Origin of the sequence: Sphingobium sp. TCM1, assembly GCF_001650725.1 — a bacterium.
In the GTDB taxonomy this organism is placed as follows: Bacteria; Pseudomonadota; Alphaproteobacteria; order Sphingomonadales; family Sphingomonadaceae; genus Sphingobium.
This window is the reverse complement of the sequence record NZ_LXVX01000005.1, coordinates 89,712-108,767: the sequence shown is the minus strand read 5'-3', so window position 1 is coordinate 108,767 and position 19,056 is coordinate 89,712. Positions and strand designations below refer to the sequence as shown.

The window sequence follows — 19,056 nt, the reverse complement described above, 5'->3', positions numbered from 1 at the left end:
GCCATGGCGACAAGCTGGCGCCGCATCGGCCAGACCCCGACCATCGCCACCGCCGCCCCGACCACGGATGGCGCCGGCGACCGGATGGTTTGGGTCGCCCAGATATTCTATTATGTGTTCCTGATGATGGTCTTCATCGGCCAGCGTCCCTTCGCCACGCGGACCCAGGACGAACTGGTCGCGCTGGCGCAGGACAATGACGGCTCGGACCTGTTCAAGCAGGCGCTGTTCATCGGATTCGCGCTGCTGCTGACGGGCGTGCAGATCATCCGCAAACAGCCCTTGCGATACCGGTTCAGCTTCTGGCCGCTGGCCGTCATGCTGGCCTGGTGCTTCGTCACCTGCGCCTGGGGGGCGGACCCGTTCGTGTCCTTCAAGCGCGCCATGCAGCAATTGATCGTGATCTACATCACCTTCTGCGCCCTGTCGCTGATCGGGCCGCAACGACTGTTCGATGCCTTGCGGGCAGCGCTGATCACCTCGCTGCTCATCTGCTGGATCTCGCTGCCGCTGACGGCGGCCGCGGTCCATCCGCCGACCGAGAGCGACAAGGCATTGATCGGCGCATGGCGCGGCTTCTTCTTTCACAAGAATATCGCCGGCGCCGTCATGGCGCTGACCTTCATCGTCTGCGGCAACGCGTGGATCGACCGGCGCAAATGGTATTATGCGCTGTTCGCGATCATGGCCTTCGTCTTCGTCGTGGGAACGAAGAGCAAAACATCAATGGCGCTGTCCGTCGGGATGCTGGCCATCAGCAACATCTACCGCGCGCTGAGCGGCAATACGCAGAAGCGGGCGATCCTGCTGCTGATGCTCGGTTTCGGCATGGTCGGATTCCTGGCGCTCTACATCGCCTACCAACCGACGGTCGAGCGACTGTTCGCCGATCCCACGGCCTTTACCGGGCGTGTGTCGATCTGGCGGGTGGTGTTCGACTATCTGGCCGACCACCCCTATCTGGGGGCGGGCTTCGGGGGATTCTGGCAGGTCGGCGCGCAATCGCCCGCGCACGACTATCTGAACCAGCAATTCCAGATGCTGACCGCCCATTCGCACAATGGGTATCTGGAAATCTGGGTCACGACCGGGCCGCTCGGCCTCCTCATGCTGCTGCTCAGCTTCCTTGCCCTGCCGGCCTACTGGTTCCTGACGGGGTCGACCCGCGAGAACCAGCATCTGATGGTGCCGGCCTTCGCTATATGGGTCTTCGTCATGTACCAGAATCTGCTGGAAACTTCCTTCTTCGACAAAGATCGCCAGGTCTGGGTGATCTTCCTGGCGGCCGTCGCGACCGCGCACGCGACGTTCAAGGCGCGACCGCGCCCGGCCTGGAATCGCCGCCATCTGGCGCGCAACGAGGAGGCCGCCCATGGATAGGGCAATCGGGAAAATCGTCATCGGCATCGCCACCTGCAACCGGCCGCAAGGCCTGTTGCGCACGCTCCGGTCGATCGCGCAGCAAGATACCTGCCTCCATCTGGAAATCCTGGTCGCGGACAATGACGCCACCCGCCAGGAAGGGATGGCCGTGGTCGAACGGATCGCGAGCGAGGGCTATCGCTGGCCGATCCGCGCCCTGCTAGTGACGGAACGTGGCATTCCGCGCGTCCGCAATGCGCTGGTGGCGCAGGCGCTGGGCGATCCGGCCGTGACCCATGTCGCGATGCTGGACGATGACGAGGCCGCCTCCCCCGGCTGGATCGAGGCGATGGTTGACGCCGCCCGGCAATGGAATGCCGATGTCGTCGGCGGCGCCGTGCTGCGCGAGATGGACGCGCCCGTGCCCGGCTGGGCGGCGCCCCACCCGCTGCTCCAGCCCAAGATGCGGGGCCAATCCGGCCGGGTCGACCTGGTCGACAGCACCGCCAATGTGCTGATCGCCGCATCCGCGTTGCACGCCATGGGGAGCGCCCCGTTCGACGAGCGGATGGCGCTGACCGGCGGGTCGGACAAGCAGCTTTTTTCCCGGATGCAGCGCGCCGGCCATCGTTTCGCCTGGTCGGAGGAGGCGGTCGTGACCGAACTCATCCCCGCCAGCCGGGTGACGCAGAAATGGCTGCTGATGCGCGGTTATCGCATCGGCATGACGGACATGATCGTCGAGCGTTTCCACAAGGGACGGATGCGCGCTTTGCTGGGCGAAGCGCCCCGCATCCTGGGCGGCGCGGCGTCGGGGGCGTTCGGCGCCCTGCTCACGCGCGACCGGGGCAAGCGCATCCAGCGGCTCGGCCGTCTTTATCGCGCGGCCGGCAAGATCGCCGGCCTCGCCGGTTTCCATTATGAAGAATATCGAAAGGTGCATGGCGCATGAGCGATGCGACGCATCAGTCTGAACGCCCCTTTTACTCGGTCGTCATCCCGCTCTACAACCGGGCGGACATCGTCGGCGCGACGATCCGGTCGGTCCTGGCGCAGGACTGGCAGGATCTGGAGATCGTCGTGATCGATGACGGATCGAAGGACGATCCGCGTCCGGTGATCGACGCGATCGGCGATCGGCGCGTCCGCTACATCCGGCAGGACAATCAGGGCGGCGGCGCGGCGCGCAACCATGGCATAGTGGCAGCGTACGGCCATTATATCGCCTTCCTCGATTCCGACGACCTATTCCTGCCCGGCAAGCTGTCCATCATGGCGAAGGCCTTGGCGGGCGACGATGGCCGCACAGTCCTTTATTCGCGGATGAAGGTGGACCGGGGCGTAGACCGCTACTGGATACGCCCCGACCGCGGCATCCGCGAGGGCGAGGATGTCGGCGAATATCTGTTCTGCGCCAACCAGTTCATGCAGACATCGACCATGGTCGTGCCCACCGACCTGGCGCGACGCGTGCTGTTCGACCCGGCGCTCAAGAAAGGGCAGGACCTCGACTTCTGCGTCCGTTTGCAGGGTGCGGGCGCGCGTTTCCGCATGATCGACCAGCCGCTGACCGTCTGGCTCGACGCGACCGAGGCGGGGCGCACATCCTATGTGAAGGGCTATGAAACCTCGCTCGACTGGCTGGAGCGGTGCGGCCACATGCTGACCGTGCGGGCGCGGCGTGGCTATCGCGCGACGGTGCTGGCCTATCATATGGCGCCGATCCGGCCGGTGGCGGCGATCCGCGACCTGGCGGTGGGACTGGTCGCGGGCGGCGTGCCACCGAAGATCATCGCCCGTCAGTTGCTGCGATCCTATCTGCCCAAGCCGCTCTACCGGTCGCTGGTCAATCGCTTCGTCCTGCATTTCGGCAAGGCGGAGGCCGCGCGCCGCCCGCCGCAACCCTCATGAAGCTGGTGGACCTCGCCCCCGCCCGCGCCGCAACGACGGCTACGCCGATCTTTTCGGTCATCATCCCGAGCTATGAGCGGCGCGAGCAAACGGTCGCCGCGACCGTCTCCGCGCTCGAACAGAGTATCGCGGATATCGAGGTGATCGTCGTCATCGACGGATCGACCGACGATACGGAGGCTGCCCTGCGGGGCATCGACGATCCAAGGCTGACCGTGATCGTGCAGCCCAATCGCGGCGCAGCAGGGGCGCGCAACACCGGCATCGACCATGCGCGCGGCGCCTATGTCGCCTTCCTCGACTGCGACGACCTGTTTCTGCCCCATCATCTGTCCGATCTGTTGGTGCTGCTGCAACATGGCGAGAATGTCGTCGCCTATGGGCAGGTCGTCGCCGACCGGGGCGCGGGCCGCCAGTTCCTGAAACCGCCCCGCGCCATCGCCAGCGGCGAGACCATGGACCGTTACCTGATGTGCGAACGCGGGTTCGTGCAGACCAGCAGCATGGCGCTGAGCCGCGCACTGGCGCGCAAGGTCCGCTATCGCGAGGATGTCGGCTTTGGCGACGATACCGACTTCGCCATGCGCCTAGCGCTCGCCGGCGGTCGCTTCCTGATGACGGAACGGCCCGGCACGATCTGGACCGACCGGCAGACCGGAGACCGGCTTTCGCAGGTGCGCGACAATATCGGCAATCTGACATGGCTGCGCGAGCTGCGCCCGCATATCTCGGCCAAGGCCTTTTCCGCCTATCTGGGCTGGCACGCGGCGAAGAGCATCTGGCCGGTCAGCCGCCGCAGGGCGATGGGCTATTATCTGTCCGCGCTGGTCCGGGGCGCGTTCGGGCCGCGGCTGGCCGCGACGATCCTGCTCCAGATCGTCATGCCCGACCCGCTATATCGCCGCCTGTCGGATCGGTGGATCGACTTTTCCCACATGCTCGCGGGCAAGGGACCGCGGCTGTGAGGCGACGGGAATTCCTGGCCGGCTCGCTCGCCCTGTCCGCCTGCGCGCCGATGCCGCCAAGCCATGCGCGCGACGGTGCCGCGACCGAAAGCATCGCAGCCCGCGCCCGCCGGTCAGGCCGTCGCTTCGGCGCGGCGGTCAAGTCGCGCCTGTTGCGCGAAGACAAGGCCTTCGCCGCCGCCGTCGCACGCGAATGCGACATGGTGGTCCAGGAATATGAACTGAAGCGCGGCACGACCGAGCGAAAGCGCGGACGGTTCGATTTCAGCGGCGCCGATCAGATCCTCGCCTTCGCGCAGCGCCATCGGATGGCCGCGCGCGGCCATGCGCTGGTCTGGTACGCTGCCAATCCGCCCTGGCTCCAGCCCGCGCTGGAAGCGACCGACCGCGCGGGGCGCGAGCGGCTGATGACCAGCTATATCGACGCCGCAATGCCGCGCTATGCTGGCCGGATCACGGAATGGGACGTGGTCAACGAGCCGCTGGAACCCAAAGACGGCCGCGCCGACGGGATGCGCCAGAACAGCATGTGGATGCGCGGGCTGGGCGAGGACTATATCGACATCGCCTTCCACCATGCGCGCGAGGCGGATCCCGGCGCGACGCTGTTCCTGACCGATTATGGGCTGGAGCATGATTCCCCCCGCTGCGAACGGCGGCGCACCGCAATGCTGAAACTGCTGGACCGACTGATGGCGCGCAACGTGCCCATCGACGCGATCGGCATCCAGGGCCATCTCAAGCCCTTTCGCGAAGGCTTCAGCGAAAGGATCTTCGCCAAATTCCTGACGCATCTCAGCGACTATGGCCTTGCGCTCTCGATCACCGAATTCGACGTCGCCGACCGGGGTGGCCCGCCCAACCCGGACAAGCGCGACCGTGAAGTGGCGGCGGTCGCCAAGGCTTTCCTGGATGTCGCGTTCGACAATAGCGCGACGCGTGGGCTGCTCTGCTGGGGCCTGTCGGACCGCTATAGCTGGCTGTCCAACTACCCCGAATATAAATGGCCTGACGGGCAGCTTTCGCGCGGCCTTCCGCTCGACGGTGAGATGCGTCGCAAGCCGCTGTGGGACGCGATCGGCGCTGCCTTCGACGCCGCGCCTGCAATGCGCGAGCAGGCTGGGCTGCGCAGGTCCGACGCATGAGGATCGCCGCGCTCACTGGTCTACGCGGGGTGGCGGCCGTGGCAGTCCTGCTCTACCATATCCCGCATAATCCCGCTTTCGCGGCCTTTGACATCCCGCTCTTTTCGCGCGCCTATCTGGCGGTCGATCTGTTTTTCATCCTGAGTGGCTTCGTCATTTCGCTGGGCTATCATGACCGGGTGATGGGTCGGCCCGGATGGGCCGGCTATACCGATTTCCTGGTCAACCGCATGGCTCGCGTGTGGCCGCTGCACCTGATCGTGACATTGGTGTTCAGCGCCCGCCTGCTGCTCAGCATTTCGGGCAATCCTGGAATCGATCTCAACGCGCCTAATATCATCAGCAATCTGCTGATGGTACAGAGTTGGGGCTGGGGCACGGAACCGATCGCGGGCAACAGTTGGTCGGTCAGCACCGAAGTTGCCGCCTATCTCCTCTATCCGCTGATCGCCTTCATCGCCTTTTCCCGTTGGGCCTGGATCCAGGGCATTCTGGCCGTCGCACTGCTGGCGCTGGTGGCGGGTTCAGGGCGTGGGGTCAGCGGACCGCTCGACGTGATCGACAGCGACACGGTGCTGACCCTGCTGCGCTGCCTGGCCGGCTTCTCGCTCGGCGTGCTCGCCTATCGCGTCGCCGACCGGCGCTGGTGCCGGGCGCTCATCGACCGGCCGGGCGGCTTTGCCGCCGTCTGCGCGCTGATCGGCGTCGCGCTCTGGTTGCCGGGCAAGGTCGACCTGCTCGTCGTCTGCCTGATGCCTGCACTGGTCCTGAATTGCTATTATGACGGCCCGGCCGCGCGCGCCGCCATGTCCAACCCGGCCAGCTTCCACCTAGGCCTAATCAGCTATTCCATATACCTGTGGCACCCGCTGGTCCGCGATGTGGTGGCGCGGGTCATGACGATGGCGCATGGACGCGGCATCACCGGCATGGACGGGCTGTTCGTCGTGGCGATGCTGGTGGCGACCTGGCTGCTCTGCTGGGCCAGCTATGCGCTGGTCGAGCTGCGCGGGCATAGGCTCGTCAAATGGCTGCAACGGCGCGCACAACGGCGCCTGGACGTCAGGGAAGCGGCGATTTGACCGCTCCCGGCAAGCGGATCTGGATCGCGATCCCAACCTTCCGCCGTCCCCGGCAACTGCGTCACCTGCTCGAAACATTGCCCGCGGTGGTCGCCGGGAAGGACGCGATGCTGCTGGTCGCCGACAATGACCCCGAACGCCAAGAGGGTGCGGCGGTCGTGCGCGACCTGATCGAATCGGGCTATGAGCTGCCGGTGACGCTGCTCCCCGTGCCGGAGCCGGGCCTGTGCGCCGTCCGCAACGCCATCGTGGCGGCCGCGCTCGGCGATCCGGCGATGCGCTTCCTCGCGATGATCGACGATGACGAATGGCCCCAGCCCGGCTGGCTCGACGCCCTGCTCGCCTGTCAGGCTGCGGTGGACGCCGACGTCGTGGCCGGCCCGGTCGATTCGATGTTCGTCGGCCCGGCGCCGCGCTGGGCGCATGAAACGCTGGTGTTCCGCGCAGAAGAGCGGCCGGCGGGCGTGACGGCCATGCTCTGGGCCAGCAACAATCTGCTCCTTCGCCGCGCGGCGCTGGAGATGCTGGAGCGCCCCTGGTTCGATCCGCGCTTTAACCGCAGCGGCGGCGAGGACCTGGACTATCTGGCCCGACTGGCGCGCGCCGGGGCGCGCTTCGGCTGGGCGCCCGATGCGCGCGTCAGCGAATGGGTGCCGCCCGAACGGGCACGCCTTGGCTGGGTTTTGCGGCGCATGTGGCGCATCGGCTGCACCGAAACGCTGGCTCGGCGGAAGGAGACGCCATTGCCGGTCCTGCTGATTCGCTCCGTCGGCATCGTGGCGCTTCGCACGGCGGGCCTGTCCGCCCTGTTGCTGCCCGGCGCGCATCGTGTCGACATCGCCGGGCAGTGGATCAAGAGCTGGGGCCGCCTCTACGCGCTCGCGGGCGGCGGCCACAAGGCTTATGGCGCGCTGTAGATCTTGAAGCTGCGGATGATCATGTCGCCCGACCCGTCGGTAAAGGCGCTGTCGGTCTTAACCGCGACATTCATGATGGGGTACCAGCGGAAACCCTGGAAGGGATTGACCGACTGGTAGGTTTCCTTCCCGTCCACGAACCAGGTGATATAGTCGCGCTGGATATCGACCGCGAAACGGTGGAAATCCTCCGAATAGCCCTTGATGCCATAGGCCTGCTCGGTCTGGATCACGACACCGCGCTGGAACGACCGGACCCCGCCGGAACCGCCATGGATGGTCTGGCCGACATGTCGGTCGAAATCCCAGTAGCTCTGATAGCCAAAGCCTTCATAGATATCGATTTCCGGCGGCCAGCCGCTGGTCGACACCAGCCAGAAGGCCGGCCATGTGCCGCGCCGGTTGGGCATCCGCGCATCCCATTCATATTGGCCATAGCCAATCTGCGAGGCGAGGAAATTGCGTCCGTCGAGCACTGACGCGCCATATTTCCAGCTCTGCCCTTCGTAGTAGATCGGGGTCGCCAGCTTCTGCGTATGCAGGACCAGTCCCTTGCTGCTCCAGTAGACCGGCCCTTCGATGCCAGGCCAGATCGAGGAATCGAGATAGAGTCCGGTTTCGCCATTGGCGACCTGCGTGCGGCCATGGGACAGCGATGTCGCCCAGCGGTTCCAGCCACCATCGGGCGACCTTTTGTGCGTGTCCTTGAGCAGTTCGAACTGAAGCGTTCCGGTCGGCGCGAACGTGCGCGCGGCGCGGAAGGTGCCGGTCGCCTTGGCCGTCACCGTCGCGGTGCTGGAGGCGGTGACGGTACCGACCGACTGGCCCTGCAACCCGCCCCAGGGCGCCTCGCGCAGCTTGAGCTGGAAGAACTGCCCCTCGGCCGCGCCGATGATCGGGACGGCGACCGTCTGCATCAGCGGGTCGCCGGGGCGGAAGATCACGACCGTGTCGACCGTCTGGTAATGATAGCCCGACAGCGCCCGCAACGTGCCCGACCCATTGACCGTGATGACCCGCGCGATCACGGTGTTGGGCGTTGCGCGATCGAGCTTGATCGGCACATAGGCGGTTCCGGTGCCGGGACGGAAGGTCGCATTGCCGATCGACAGGGTGGCCTTGTCGGGCAATTTGGTGCCGTTCGCAAAGTCGAAGGTGGAGAAGCTGGACGTCGTTGCCGTGCTGCCAACACTCGCAATGCTCGTCTGCGTCGATGACGTCGTCGTGCTATAGTTAACGGTATTTAAACTATTTGCATCGATACTTGTCGTCGAAGTCAAAATCGTGGCTGCCCCGGCTGCGATGACGCAGAACACGGCAAACCCGGCTCCGATGGCGGAGCCGACCTGTTTGCTGTTCATGATAAAACCCCCTGCGGTTCACCCTGAAAATCCGCCAGGCACATTAACAAAGCCTTGCGGACGAACACGGTTCACCGCAATCTCGGGGAAATTGCGACGAGCCGCTTTCGGGCGACCATTGCCGCCGGATGCACCGCCGCTCGCAACCCGTTGCTTGCGGCAGGCTGACGCTTCCTTGGGCATTGCAAGGCCCGGATGACAGTCGGGCGATCATGCAGGAGACAGGTGTTGCGGGTCATGGTGCTGGTCAAGGCGACCGAGGACAGCGAAAAGGGCGTGTTTCCCGAAGCGTGGACGTCGCAGATGATGGCGGCGATGGGCCGGTTCAACGATGCGCTGCGCGCGGCCGGTATCCTGGTTATGGCGGACGGGCTTCAACCTTCCTCCGCCGGCAAGCGGATCGCGTTTGACGGGGTTGGGCGCAGCATCATCGACGGGCCGTTCCCGCTGCCCTCCGAGCTGGTCGCGGGCTTCTGGCTCTGGGACGTGAAGGACATGGACGAAGCGGTTGCCTGGGCCAAACGCTGCCCCAATCCAATGCCAGGACCGTGCGAAATCGAGATCCGGCCGCTTCACGACCTGCACGCCCCGGACTGAGATACGCCCGATACGCCAGTCATCATCGTGAAGACACCGCGTTCCATGCCGAGGACAAGCCCAGAATGGTCGCGAGCCGCTGCCGAAGCCCTCATCTGCAACACAGAAAAGGACGCCGGCGGCTTTGCCCCTCCACCGAGCAGCGATGTTCGGCGTCAGTTTCTCCTCGGCCGCCGCCAGCACGCGCCATAGGTGCCCGCCCAGATTTCTGCATGTCCGCTTGGCTATGCAGGGCCTCTATCTGTTGGACGAGCAGTCGAGCTAGATCTTCCCGACTTCCGTCCAGCTCAGGAGCCGCGTGACACTCTCTCGCCTGGGCAGCCATCCCGGCCGAATCGCATCGTTACCCGAAGCACTGGAAGCCTTCTCCCTCCACTGACGCCGGGCGGCGAGATATTGAGGATCGAGCAGCGACAATATGGTGAGCGGCAGCGCGCTTGCCGGCCAGCATATCTGTACCATGCGCCGCCAATATTGCAGCCTCGCCCGAACGCCGATCAACCCGTCGGGCACTGGGAGATCGAGCATTTCGCGCGCAGTCAGCAACTGAGTCCTTGCTGCTGCCCTAGCATAGCCCGCCGCGAACAGCCCATCCAAACGCGCCCAATCCGTCGCACCAAATCCGGCGGCAAGACCCTGCATGTCCAGCAAGTGACGCAGGTCGACCCTCCCGCGCAGATAGTCCCTCCCTTTCAACTGATCGTGCAACAGCAGGATCGCCATGCCTGCAACAGGAGAGGGCAGACAGGCTACTCCCCGCGGCAGATGGCAAGGCGTGCCATCTATTGCCAGATCATCATGAGCCAGGCGCAAGATACTCGCCCCGCCATATTCTGTGTGCAGGTCGATGGTGCCCGAATCTTCGGGGCGCATGAGCACCACCGGAATCTCCGGTCGGACGATCGGCGTATCGGGCCGATACCCCGCTCCAACCAACTGCGCGATGGCCTCATGGAACCTGTCCGCCGGAACCATCATGTCCAGATCGGTGATCAGGCGATCGGCCCGCCCACCCGCTGCAACGTCCGCCAGCCAGGCCGTCCCCTTTAGCAACACAGGACGCACGCCCACCCCGTTCCAAAGCGCCACGGCTTCATCAAGTTGCAGAAGCAGGCGTCTGTTCCGCTCCTCATTACGCGTTTGGATGAGCTGAAGAAACTGCTGCACATCAATCGGCAGCGAGGAAAACCGTCCTGCCGCCTTCAGTCGGCTCGCCAGCATGGGCGTGCAGAGCGAGCGGTTGGCCAGGCCTATGATCCCAACCCAATCCTCCCCAGCTGGAAGCTCGCCCTTCAAACATGAAAGCAGACTCCGAAGCGCCTCAAGCCGCTTCATTATCGCTCATTCGCCGGAGCAGCGCGCCCGCATCGTCCAACCCTGCATAATGAAGCTCGTAGCAGCGCGCACCGCCGACAGCGCGGATCATCACGTCAAGCGCCCTGTGGCTCATGCCGTCGCCATGCGATGTCGCCTCTTCCAGCAGATGCCTGAGTGCCAAAGATGATTGCAGGGGCGCGAGGTGCGCAGGTCGGGCAGCACGTCGGCGCAACCTGACGATCCATCCGATCTCCGCCAATCCGTCCCCCGCAATAACGCGTGGCGCAGGAAAGCGAACCCGTCTTCGATCGGCCCGAACGTGCATCGGCAATGCCCCAAGACCGCCATAAACCGATGCCAGCAATTTCCAGCCGCCCGCCTTGACCGAAGGCAGGAAAGGCAGCCCCTGCACCCGGCCGTCTTCGCTCACGACAACAATATCGTCTCCACCATAAGCAAAACCCTGCCCGGTCAACCAGGACGTCAGGGTCGTCTTTCCAGCGCCCGGCTCTCCCAGGATCAGCATTGCCTTGCCATTCCGGTGCAGACACCCACCATGAACCCCCAGCAGCCAACCGGGACTGCCCAATATATCCTCGGCCATACGCGCCTTGATGACTGGCCCCGTCTGCGCCGCCTCCATGATCGTCGCCGGCGCGCCATCCCGGCTGAGGCAGGCCATGCCGTCATCATGCCACAGATCGTAGACAACATCGAAAAGCCCGCAGTCAGCCTGCAGATGGGCGAACAGCGGCGAAACGCGCGCCGCAAGGCCCCTATCATGATAGCGCAGCAGGAACTTCCTCCCCCCGATGGATACCTGCTGTACGATCAGGGAATGGGAAGCAGGCGGCGGATCACAGGCGCTCACCAGCCCGCGCAGGGACCAACTGGTTAACACCTTGCGCAGCATGGCTAGGGGCTCAGTAATTCCCCGATCCAGCACTTCCTGCGCCAGTTGGGCGAACGGCACGCCATCTTCAAGGCGACAGGCGACATACCCAGCGACCTGATTGACGCCCATCAACTGCTGGCTGGCAACCGAAAAAATTAGGGGTTGGCCGTCGATGAAGACGATAGACGTGCCCTCCGACAGACGCAGCCGCATCTTCACCGCTCAGCCTTCCCCCCCAGCCGGTCACCAATATCAGATTTTTGGCCGCCGCCCCGGATTTCCTGGGCCGGTACCGGGACCGTCATTGATCGGCGGATTACCGGGCGGCTGAGGATCCAGACCATTGCCAACACCGTTATTGCCCTTCGGGCCACCGCCGCCGCCGCCGCCGGATTTCGCGATTGCTTCTGAAGACAGGGATGTGGACAGCAGCACCGTGACGGCGGGTGGGACCGTCGCTGCAAACCGCCCGCAGGTTTTCAGAAACTCGCGCCTGTCCTCGGCGCTGGAAGTCCGATCTGGTTCCTCTGGCAAAGCAGCCTCCGTACAAATAGGGACTGCAAATCTATCATTGGGCGGTCAACGATCGCACTGCTATCCGGGACTACATCTTTCGGGGTAGCTCCCCAATGTCTGAAAGGACTTGCGCCAGCTTCCGCTGTTTTCGGCGTCCGTCACAGCGCATCATCGTCTTGGAAATTGCCAGGAAATGGAGATCGGATCATCATCGAGACGATCCTGTTGCCGCACGTCATGTACCGTAGGCGCTGCCGCCCCCTCAACCTCGTTCACCAAAGGGCCGTTGCCGCCAAATTTGCGCGACTCATCTTGTCGATGTCTGCGCAGACATCGTCCCTTTCAGGAAAATGCCGATATGATGTCTGAAGATGAAGGTGAATGGTGCACCCAACAGGATTCGAACCTGTGGCCTTCGGATTAGGAATCCGACGCTCTATCCTGCTGAGCTATGGGTGCACGCAGGGAAGCGCTCTATTGCGCGTCGGGCTTCGGGTCAATTCTTGGCGTGCGGGGGAATGACGGGAAAAGGCAGGGGCGCCACCTCCACGCCTTCGTCGATCAGCGCCTTGGCCTCGGCCGGGGCCACCTCGCCATGGATGCTGACGCGGTCCTGTTCGCCGTAATGCATCGCCCGCGCCTGTTCGGCGAAACCGCGCCCGACCCAGGTGGAGCCTTCCAGCGCCTTGCTCTGCGCCTGTGCCATCGCCTCGACCAGCGCCTGCATCTTCGCCTGGTCGGCGACGTTCATGACGGGCGCGACCGGGCCCGCGGGCACGGGCGCGGGCGTGGCGGGCGCCCGATCGGGACGACTATTGCCCTTCGCCCCCACGGCGGGGGCCATCACCGCTTTGGATATGTCAACGTCGCCACAGATCGGGCACGCAAGCAACCCGCGCACCTGCTGCGCCTCATAATCGGCGCTGGAGCCGAACCAGGCCTCGAACACATGGCCCTGGGCGGCGCATTTGAGATCGAACACGATCACGAAATCGTTACTTCCTTCGGTATGGGCCGGCGATTGGCGAGCGCCGGCACGCGCCCGCGAACGTCCCCTATGCGCGTCATGTCGAGGTCCGCAAGCCCCAGCCCGGCCGTCTCGTCCATGTCGAGCAGCACCTCGCCCCAGGGATCGATCACCAGACTATGGCCATAGGTGGTCCGCCCGTCCTGATGCATCCCGGTCTGGGCCGTGGCGATAACGTAGCAGCCCGCCTCGATCGCGCGAGCGCGCAGCAGTACATGCCAGTGCGCCTGCCCCGTGGGCACGGTGAAGGCGGCTGGCGCCAGCAGGATCGTCGCTCCGGCATTGGTCAGCGCGCGATACAGATCCGGGAAACGCATGTCATAGCAGATGGAAAAGCCCATCCGACCCCAGGGCGTATCGGCCGCCACGACCTGCTCGCCCGGCCCATAGACGGAGGATTCGCGCCAGCTTTCGCCGGTCGCCAGGTCCACGTCGAACAGATGAATCTTGTCGTAGCGCGCGCGAATCGCGCCACTGTCGTCGATCAGGAAGCTGCGATTGGCCCAGCGCCCGTCGGCCCGCTCGCCTTGCAGCGGCAGCGACCCGATATGCACCCACAGCCCTTCACGCGCCGCGGCCTCGCGCACCGCGGCCAGCACTACGTCCTCGGCCTCATTGCGAAGCGTCGCCGCCGCCCGTGCCCGGTCCCGGTCCAGACAGCCCGCCATTTCCGGCGTGAACAGCATGTCCGCGCCTTCGGCCTTTGCCCGCTCGACCATCGCCACGATCGCCGCGGCATTAGTGGCAGGGTCGACCCCGCTGGTCATCTGGAACAGGGCGGCGCGCATCGTCGTCATGCCGCCAGCAAGGCGTCCAGCTTGCCCTCGCTGTCCAGAGCACGCAGGTCGTCGCTGCCGCCGACATGCTGCCCGTCGATGAAGATTTGCGGCACGGTCGTCCGGCCGGGCGCGCGGCTGAGCATCTCGTCGCGCTTCGGCCCGCCCATGGTGATGTCATATTCGTCGAAGGCTACGCCCTTGCCTTCCAGCAACGCCTTCGCCCGCGCGCAATAGCCGCACCAGGCCTTCGTATAGATTTCGACTTTCGCCATGAATATCTTGCTCCTTGCAGGATCGAAATTGGGTGAACGCACGGCTTTGTCAATCGGCACCGCTCATTCGACGTCCGCGTCGGGAAGCACCCGCGCCCAGCAGAGCAGCCGCACCTCGGCCGCCCCGCCGCGCTTGAGCGCCCGCGCGCAGGCGGCCGCCGTCGCCCCGCTGGTATGGACATCGTCGATCAGCAGCACCCGCCGGCCCTTGAAACCATGCTCCTCCGCCAGCGCGAAGGCGCCGCGCACAGCCCTCTCCCGTTCGGCCGGGTTCATGCCGCGTAGCGGGGCCGTCCGCTTCACGCGCTGCAGGGCCCGCTTGTCGACCGGCCACCCCGTCAGCCCGCCCAGATGATCCGCGATCAGCGCAGACTGGTTGAACCCCCGGTGCCACAATCGCCAGCGGTGGAGCGGCACCGGCACGATCAGCAGTGGCATTTCGCGCGCGTCCCCCACATGCCGCAGCATCTGCCGCGCGATCAGCCGGGCGAGGCCGATGCGCCGTCCATATTTGAGCCGCAGCGCCACCGTCCGCGCGACATCGCCATAGGCCAGCACCGCCCGCGCGCTGTCCCAGGGCGGCGGTTCGGCCAGGCACGCCCCGCACTCGGCCCCGTCCCCCATCTCATGGGGAAATGGCAAGCCGCAGCGCGCGCAGCAGGGTTCGCCCAGAAAAACCATCCCGCTCCAGCAGGACAGGCAGAAGGCGAAATCCGCGCCCACGATGGCGCCGCAACCGGGACAACGCGGCGGCAGCGCATAATCGACCGCAGGCTGCAAGGCGCCCTTGAGAAGCGGGAGGAGCGACATCATCTGCCTTGTCCGCACTTCGCGCCCGATGCACAAGGCCCGCCATGGACTCCCGCCCCGACATTTTCGACCGCGCCCGCCGCGCCCGCCACCGCGACCGGATGCTGCCGGCCTTCGCCGATCACGACTTCCTCTATCGCGCGATGCTGGACGAACTGCTCGATCGCCTTCGCGACGTGCAGCGCGATCTGCCTGAAGCGCTGGTGATCGGCTGCCCCGACGGCAGCGCCAGAGCCGCGCTGGAAGCGATGGGCAAGCGCGTCGCCTGCGCCGACCCCGGCTTCCTTGCGGCAAGAGCCGCGGGCGGCGTCCAGGTGGACGAGGATGCCCTGCCCTTCGCCGACGACAGTTTCGATCTGGTGATCGCCTGCGGGACGCTGGACAGCGTCAATGACCTGCCCGGCGCGCTGATCCTGATGCGTCGCGTGCTGCGTCCCGACGGCCTGATGCTGGCGGCCTTCGCGGGCGCGGGCAGCCTGCCCCGCCTCAAGGCCGCGCTGCTCGCCGCCGAAGGCGACCGGCCGGGCCAGCATGTCCATCCGCAGGTCGATGTGCGGTCCGCCGGCGACCTGCTGAGCCGCGCCGGCTTCGCCATGCCGGTCGCGGACGGAGACATGCTGACTATCCGCTATGGCGATGTCGTCCGCCTGATGCACGACCTGCGCGGCATGGGCGCGAGCAATGCGCTGGCGACCCGCCCCCCGGGCCTGACCCGCGACGTGCTGATGCGTGCGGCAGGTCATTTCAGCGACGCCGCCGACCCGGACGGCCGCACGGCCGAGCAGATCGCGATCGTCTATCTATCGGGATGGAAACCCGACCCGAGCCAGGCCGGGCCGGCGCGGCGCGGTAGCGCCACGGTGTCGCTGGCGGCGGCCCTCAAGGGGAAGGAGTGACCCGCTGCTGACGTCGCAGACGGCCGTCAACCCAACCCTCGCCTCGGCTCCATTTTTCCGACCGTCGGCGGGTCCACGACTTCCCGCGCCGCCCATGCCTCGCCATCGTGCCGATATTCGACATGGCTTGCCCGGCGGAACGCGGCGCCGTCCCACACGATCACCTGCAATTCCATCTCGTTGTTGCGGCGGACATGGAGCCAGTTGAAGCTTTGCGGTTCGTTGTTGCGCAACCGGGTCGAGGTGGCGGTGCCCGCCTGGATCACCAGCGCACCGCCGCTATGCGCCACCATCTTTCGCGCGGCTTCGGCATAGGTCCGGTGAAAATGGCCCGCCAGCGCCAGATGCACCCCCGCTTCGCAGGCGGCCTTGACCGCGTCATCATGCCGTCCGACCGCTTCGCTCCATTCGCCGCCGTTGCCGATCGGCATGGCGAAGAGGGGATGGTGTGTGACGAGGATTCGGGTCTTGTCCGGCGGCACGCGGGCGAATTTCTGCCGAAGCATGTCCATCTGATCATGGTTGATCCGCCCGTCCTTGATCGTCAGCGACCGCGCCGTGTTGAGGCCGAGAATCGCCACCTCCCGATCCTCGTAGAAGGGGCAGAGATCGTTGCTGATATAGCGTTTGTAGCGATCCAGCGGCGCCGCGAACCGCCGCACCACATCATAGAGCGGCACGTCATGATTGCCCGGAATGACGAGGATCTTCAGCCCCGCCGCACGAAGCCGTCCCAGCCAGACGGCCGCCTGATGGAATTGTTCGACCCGCGCGCGTTGCGTGACATCCCCGCTGATGACGACCAGGTCGGGGCGGCGATCCTCCAGCCAGGCGGTGGCGGCGTCCACGATCTTGGGATCATGCGCGCCGAAATGAATGTCGGACAGATGGGCGATGCGAGCCATCCCCACGTAACGAATGGACGGCAGGGCGGTTTCCGATGGACCCGAAATCACTTACGCGGTGTTATTGCGGCATGGAAACGAAGCCCCTCCCCAAGGACGCCATTCTCGTCGTCAACGCCCATAGCCGCCGTGGCCAGGACGATTTCGCCCAGGCCAGGGAGAAGCTGGAGGCAGCCGGAGTCCGCCTGATCGCCGCCCATGCGGTCGAGGAACCGGACCGGATGAACGCCACCGTGCGGCAGGCGGTGGCCAGCGGCGCCCCCATGGTGATCGTCGGCGGCGGCGACGGTTCCATGTCGGGCACGGTGGACGAACTGGTGGGCAAGGATTGCGTGTTCGGCGTGCTTCCGCTCGGCACCGCCAACAGCTTCGCGCGGACCTTGGGCCTGCCGCTCGACCTGGACGGCGCGGTCCGGGCGATCGCCACCGGGCAGCGCCGGCGCGTCGACCTCGGCATGATCGAGCATGATTATTTCGTCAATGCGGCCTCGCTCGGCCTGTCCCCGATGATCGGCCAGACGGTGCCGCACAAGCTCAAGCGCTATCTGGGGCGCGCGGGCTATCTGCTCTGGGCGGTGAAATGCTCGGTCGGCTTCCGCCCCTTCCGCCTGACGATCGACGATGGCGGGACGGAACGGCGCATGTGGTCGACCGAGGTCCGCATCCTCAACGGCCCTTATCATGGCGGGGTCGAACTGTCCGACCATGCCGATGTCGATACGGGCGAGATCGTAATCCAGGCGGTCGTCGGGCGCAGCAAGCCGCGCCTGGCCTGGGACTGGTACGCCAAATTCTTCAAGCTGCGCGACCGGGACGCCCATACCGAGGAATTTCATGGCCAATCCTTCCGCGTCGCGACGCACCCGCCCCAGCGCATCTCGATCGATGGCGAGGTGCTGGCGAGAACGCCGGTGACGGTCAGGATCGCCCCCGGCGCGATCGAGGTCGCTGTGCCGGGGGAGAATTAGGAGCGTCCGCCCTCCGCATCCCCGACGCCCCGGACAATCGTGCCCTTACAGCCTCTTTTCGTAGATCTGGTACACCTTGTTCACCGTGCTGTTGATGGCGTCGGCGATGGCGTTCATGCCCTGATTGTCGTCCAGCACCCAGCCGATCTCGCCACGGGTCGAGCCATAATGAGCGATCGCCTGCCGGCGGATGGTCTCGATCATCATGAAGGCGAGCTGGCTCGCCATGCGCGACGATTGCAGGCGCTGCACCACGCCCATCAGCGGCACGCGCATGGTGCGGGCGTTCGGCTTTCTCAACCATTTGAGCAGCCTGATCCAGCCGAACGGAAAGAGCGAGCCATTGAGCGGCGCAATCGCTTCATTAAGATCGGGCAACGTCATCATGAAGGCGACCGGTTCGCCGTCCAGTTCCGCGATCATGATCAGATCCTCGAACACGATCGGCTTCAGCTTCTTGCCGGTGTGCGCGACCTCCGCATCGGTGATCGGCACGAAACCCCAGTTATTGCCCCACGCGTCGTTCAGGATAGCGAGGATGATCGCGGCTTCCTGATCGAACCTGGTCTTGTCGACCTTGCGGATGCGGATGCGGGCATTCTTCTCGCCCGACTGGACGATGCGCTGGATCAGCGGCGGAAAATCCTTCGTGATGTCGAGTTCATAGGTCTTGAGCTGCTTGACCGGGATATAGCCGGAACCCTCGATCATCGCCTGATAGGCAGGGCTGTTATGCCCCATCATCACCGTGGGGGGATGGTCATGCCCCTGGATTAGCAGCCCCGGCTCCTCCCAGATGGAGAGCGAGATCGGCCCCAGCACGCGGGTCATGCCCTTGGCGCGGAGCCACGCCTCCGCAGCCGCGATCAGCGCCGTGCCGGTTTCCGCATCTTCCGCCTCGAACAGGCCGAAATTGCCGGTACCCGGCCCCATGCCCTGCTCGACCGGCTGGGCGAGCGCGAGACGGTCGATATGGGCGGAAATGCGGCCGACCACGCGGCCGTCGCGCCGGGCGAGGAAATATTGCGCTTCGGCATGTCCGAAAAACGGGTTCTTGCCGGGCGTCAGCAGTTCCTTCACCTCGCCCTTGAGCGGCGGCACCCAGTTGGGGTCGTTGGCGTATAGCCGCCAGGGCAGGTCGATAAAGGCCTTGAGATCGGCCTTGCCGGAAACAGGAGTGATGACCAGATCGGATTGCGCCACTATCGCCGCCTTCAAAAGGATGATGCCGTGCAGTTCGACGCTTGTTTGCGGAATGTCAATCACGCGCGCGAAGCCGGGGCGTAACCGGGTGAATATGTCATGGTGCTGCCATGATCTCAGCGCATTTG

The 19,056-nt window shown here is 65.3% G+C and carries 20 protein-coding genes and 1 tRNA gene; 10 read left to right on the top strand and 11 right to left on the bottom strand.

Annotated features, from left to right (window positions below; genetic code table 11):
• The first annotated feature begins 3 nt into the window (after window positions 1–3).
• The 7 genes from A7Q26_RS04910 to A7Q26_RS04880 are packed head-to-tail and all read left to right on the top strand — an operon-like array spanning window position 4 to window position 7,382.
• Window positions 4–1,380 (top strand): O-antigen ligase family protein, encoded by a 1,377-nt coding sequence (locus tag A7Q26_RS04910; protein WP_066857425.1) that lies wholly within the window; start codon window positions 4–6, stop codon window positions 1,378–1,380.
• Entirely contained in the window at window positions 1,373–2,314 is a 942-nt protein-coding gene (locus A7Q26_RS04905) for a glycosyltransferase family 2 protein (protein ID WP_066857421.1), read from the top strand. Before A7Q26_RS04910 ends, A7Q26_RS04905 begins: the two co-directional genes overlap by 8 nt.
• Complete coding sequence (locus A7Q26_RS04900) at window positions 2,311–3,273, top strand: glycosyltransferase family 2 protein (protein WP_066857418.1); 963 nt, start codon at window positions 2,311–2,313, stop codon at window positions 3,271–3,273. Before A7Q26_RS04905 ends, A7Q26_RS04900 begins: the two co-directional genes overlap by 4 nt.
• On the top strand, window positions 3,270–4,238 hold the full coding sequence (locus A7Q26_RS04895; protein WP_066857415.1) for a glycosyltransferase family 2 protein: 969 nt from the start codon (window positions 3,270–3,272) through the stop codon (window positions 4,236–4,238). Before A7Q26_RS04900 ends, A7Q26_RS04895 begins: the two co-directional genes overlap by 4 nt.
• Complete coding sequence (locus tag A7Q26_RS04890; protein WP_066857412.1) at window positions 4,235–5,383, top strand: endo-1,4-beta-xylanase; 1,149 nt, start codon at window positions 4,235–4,237, stop codon at window positions 5,381–5,383. Before A7Q26_RS04895 ends, A7Q26_RS04890 begins: the two co-directional genes overlap by 4 nt.
• Window positions 5,380–6,465 (top strand): acyltransferase family protein, encoded by a 1,086-nt coding sequence (locus A7Q26_RS04885; protein WP_066857409.1) that lies wholly within the window; start codon window positions 5,380–5,382, stop codon window positions 6,463–6,465. Before A7Q26_RS04890 ends, A7Q26_RS04885 begins: the two co-directional genes overlap by 4 nt.
• Complete coding sequence (locus tag A7Q26_RS04880; protein ID WP_232313687.1) at window positions 6,462–7,382, top strand: glycosyltransferase family 2 protein; 921 nt, start codon at window positions 6,462–6,464, stop codon at window positions 7,380–7,382. Before A7Q26_RS04885 ends, A7Q26_RS04880 begins: the two co-directional genes overlap by 4 nt.
• Here the strand turns inward: A7Q26_RS04880 and A7Q26_RS04875 are convergent.
• Window positions 7,367–8,743, bottom strand: coding sequence for a glycoside hydrolase family 16 protein (locus A7Q26_RS04875; RefSeq protein WP_198162849.1), 1,377 nt, complete (start codon window positions 8,741–8,743; stop codon window positions 7,367–7,369). The two genes, A7Q26_RS04880 and A7Q26_RS04875, sit on opposite strands and share 16 nt — an antisense overlap.
• Before the next feature lie 228 nt (window positions 8,744–8,971).
• On the opposite strand from A7Q26_RS04875, the gene A7Q26_RS04870 reads away from it, so the two are divergent.
• A complete protein-coding gene (locus A7Q26_RS04870) occupies window positions 8,972–9,340 on the top strand; it encodes a YciI family protein (protein ID WP_066857406.1) in 369 nt (122 codons plus the stop codon).
• 261 nt (window positions 9,341–9,601) lie between these two features.
• Here A7Q26_RS04870 and A7Q26_RS04865 read toward each other — a convergent pair whose 3' ends face one another.
• The 8 genes from A7Q26_RS04865 to A7Q26_RS04835 form a co-directional block, all read right to left on the bottom strand.
• Window positions 9,602–10,675 carry a nucleotidyltransferase family protein gene (locus A7Q26_RS04865; RefSeq protein ID WP_066857404.1) on the bottom strand — a complete coding sequence of 358 codons (1,074 nt, stop codon included), beginning with the start codon at window positions 10,673–10,675 and terminating at the stop codon, window positions 9,602–9,604.
• On the bottom strand, window positions 10,662–11,771 hold the full coding sequence (locus A7Q26_RS04860) for a hypothetical protein (RefSeq protein WP_198162848.1): 1,110 nt from the start codon (window positions 11,769–11,771) through the stop codon (window positions 10,662–10,664). Before A7Q26_RS04860 ends, A7Q26_RS04865 begins: the two co-directional genes overlap by 14 nt.
• A 33-nt stretch (window positions 11,772–11,804) precedes the next feature.
• Complete coding sequence (locus A7Q26_RS25510; protein ID WP_198162847.1) at window positions 11,805–12,086, bottom strand: hypothetical protein; 282 nt, start codon at window positions 12,084–12,086, stop codon at window positions 11,805–11,807.
• A gap of 364 nt (window positions 12,087–12,450) precedes the next feature.
• A tRNA-Arg gene (locus A7Q26_RS04855) sits at window positions 12,451–12,527 on the bottom strand.
• A gap of 37 nt (window positions 12,528–12,564) precedes the next feature.
• Complete coding sequence (locus A7Q26_RS04850) at window positions 12,565–13,056, bottom strand: DUF1178 family protein (protein ID WP_066857398.1); 492 nt, start codon at window positions 13,054–13,056, stop codon at window positions 12,565–12,567.
• Window positions 13,053–13,883, bottom strand: coding sequence for a carbon-nitrogen hydrolase family protein (locus A7Q26_RS04845; protein WP_066857984.1), 831 nt, complete (start codon window positions 13,881–13,883; stop codon window positions 13,053–13,055). The genes A7Q26_RS04850 and A7Q26_RS04845 overlap by 4 nt, the downstream gene beginning before the upstream one ends.
• A gap of 5 nt (window positions 13,884–13,888) precedes the next feature.
• Window positions 13,889–14,146: a glutaredoxin 3 gene (gene grxC, locus A7Q26_RS04840; protein WP_066857394.1), complete on the bottom strand. Its 258-nt coding sequence runs from the start codon at window positions 14,144–14,146 to the stop codon at window positions 13,889–13,891.
• Between the two features lie 63 nt (window positions 14,147–14,209).
• On the bottom strand, window positions 14,210–14,959 hold the full coding sequence (locus A7Q26_RS04835; RefSeq protein WP_066857388.1) for a ComF family protein: 750 nt from the start codon (window positions 14,957–14,959) through the stop codon (window positions 14,210–14,212).
• A gap of 41 nt (window positions 14,960–15,000) precedes the next feature.
• Here A7Q26_RS04835 and A7Q26_RS04830 point away from each other — a divergent pair, with 41 nt between their 5' ends.
• Window positions 15,001–15,852, top strand: coding sequence for a class I SAM-dependent methyltransferase (locus tag A7Q26_RS04830; protein WP_066857385.1), 852 nt, complete (start codon window positions 15,001–15,003; stop codon window positions 15,850–15,852).
• A 26-nt stretch (window positions 15,853–15,878) separates the two neighbouring features.
• Here A7Q26_RS04830 and A7Q26_RS04825 read toward each other — a convergent pair whose 3' ends face one another.
• Complete coding sequence (locus A7Q26_RS04825) at window positions 15,879–16,757, bottom strand: metallophosphoesterase family protein (protein WP_066857383.1); 879 nt, start codon at window positions 16,755–16,757, stop codon at window positions 15,879–15,881.
• 71 nt (window positions 16,758–16,828) lie between these two features.
• Here A7Q26_RS04825 and A7Q26_RS04820 point away from each other — a divergent pair, with 71 nt between their 5' ends.
• Window positions 16,829–17,725: a diacylglycerol/lipid kinase family protein gene (locus tag A7Q26_RS04820; RefSeq protein ID WP_066857380.1), complete on the top strand. Its 897-nt coding sequence runs from the start codon at window positions 16,829–16,831 to the stop codon at window positions 17,723–17,725.
• Between the two features lie 45 nt (window positions 17,726–17,770).
• On the opposite strand, the gene A7Q26_RS04815 is transcribed toward A7Q26_RS04820, so the two are convergent.
• Complete coding sequence (locus A7Q26_RS04815) at window positions 17,771–18,928, bottom strand: GNAT family N-acetyltransferase (protein WP_066857981.1); 1,158 nt, start codon at window positions 18,926–18,928, stop codon at window positions 17,771–17,773.
• Between the last annotated feature and the right edge of the window lie 128 nt (window positions 18,929–19,056).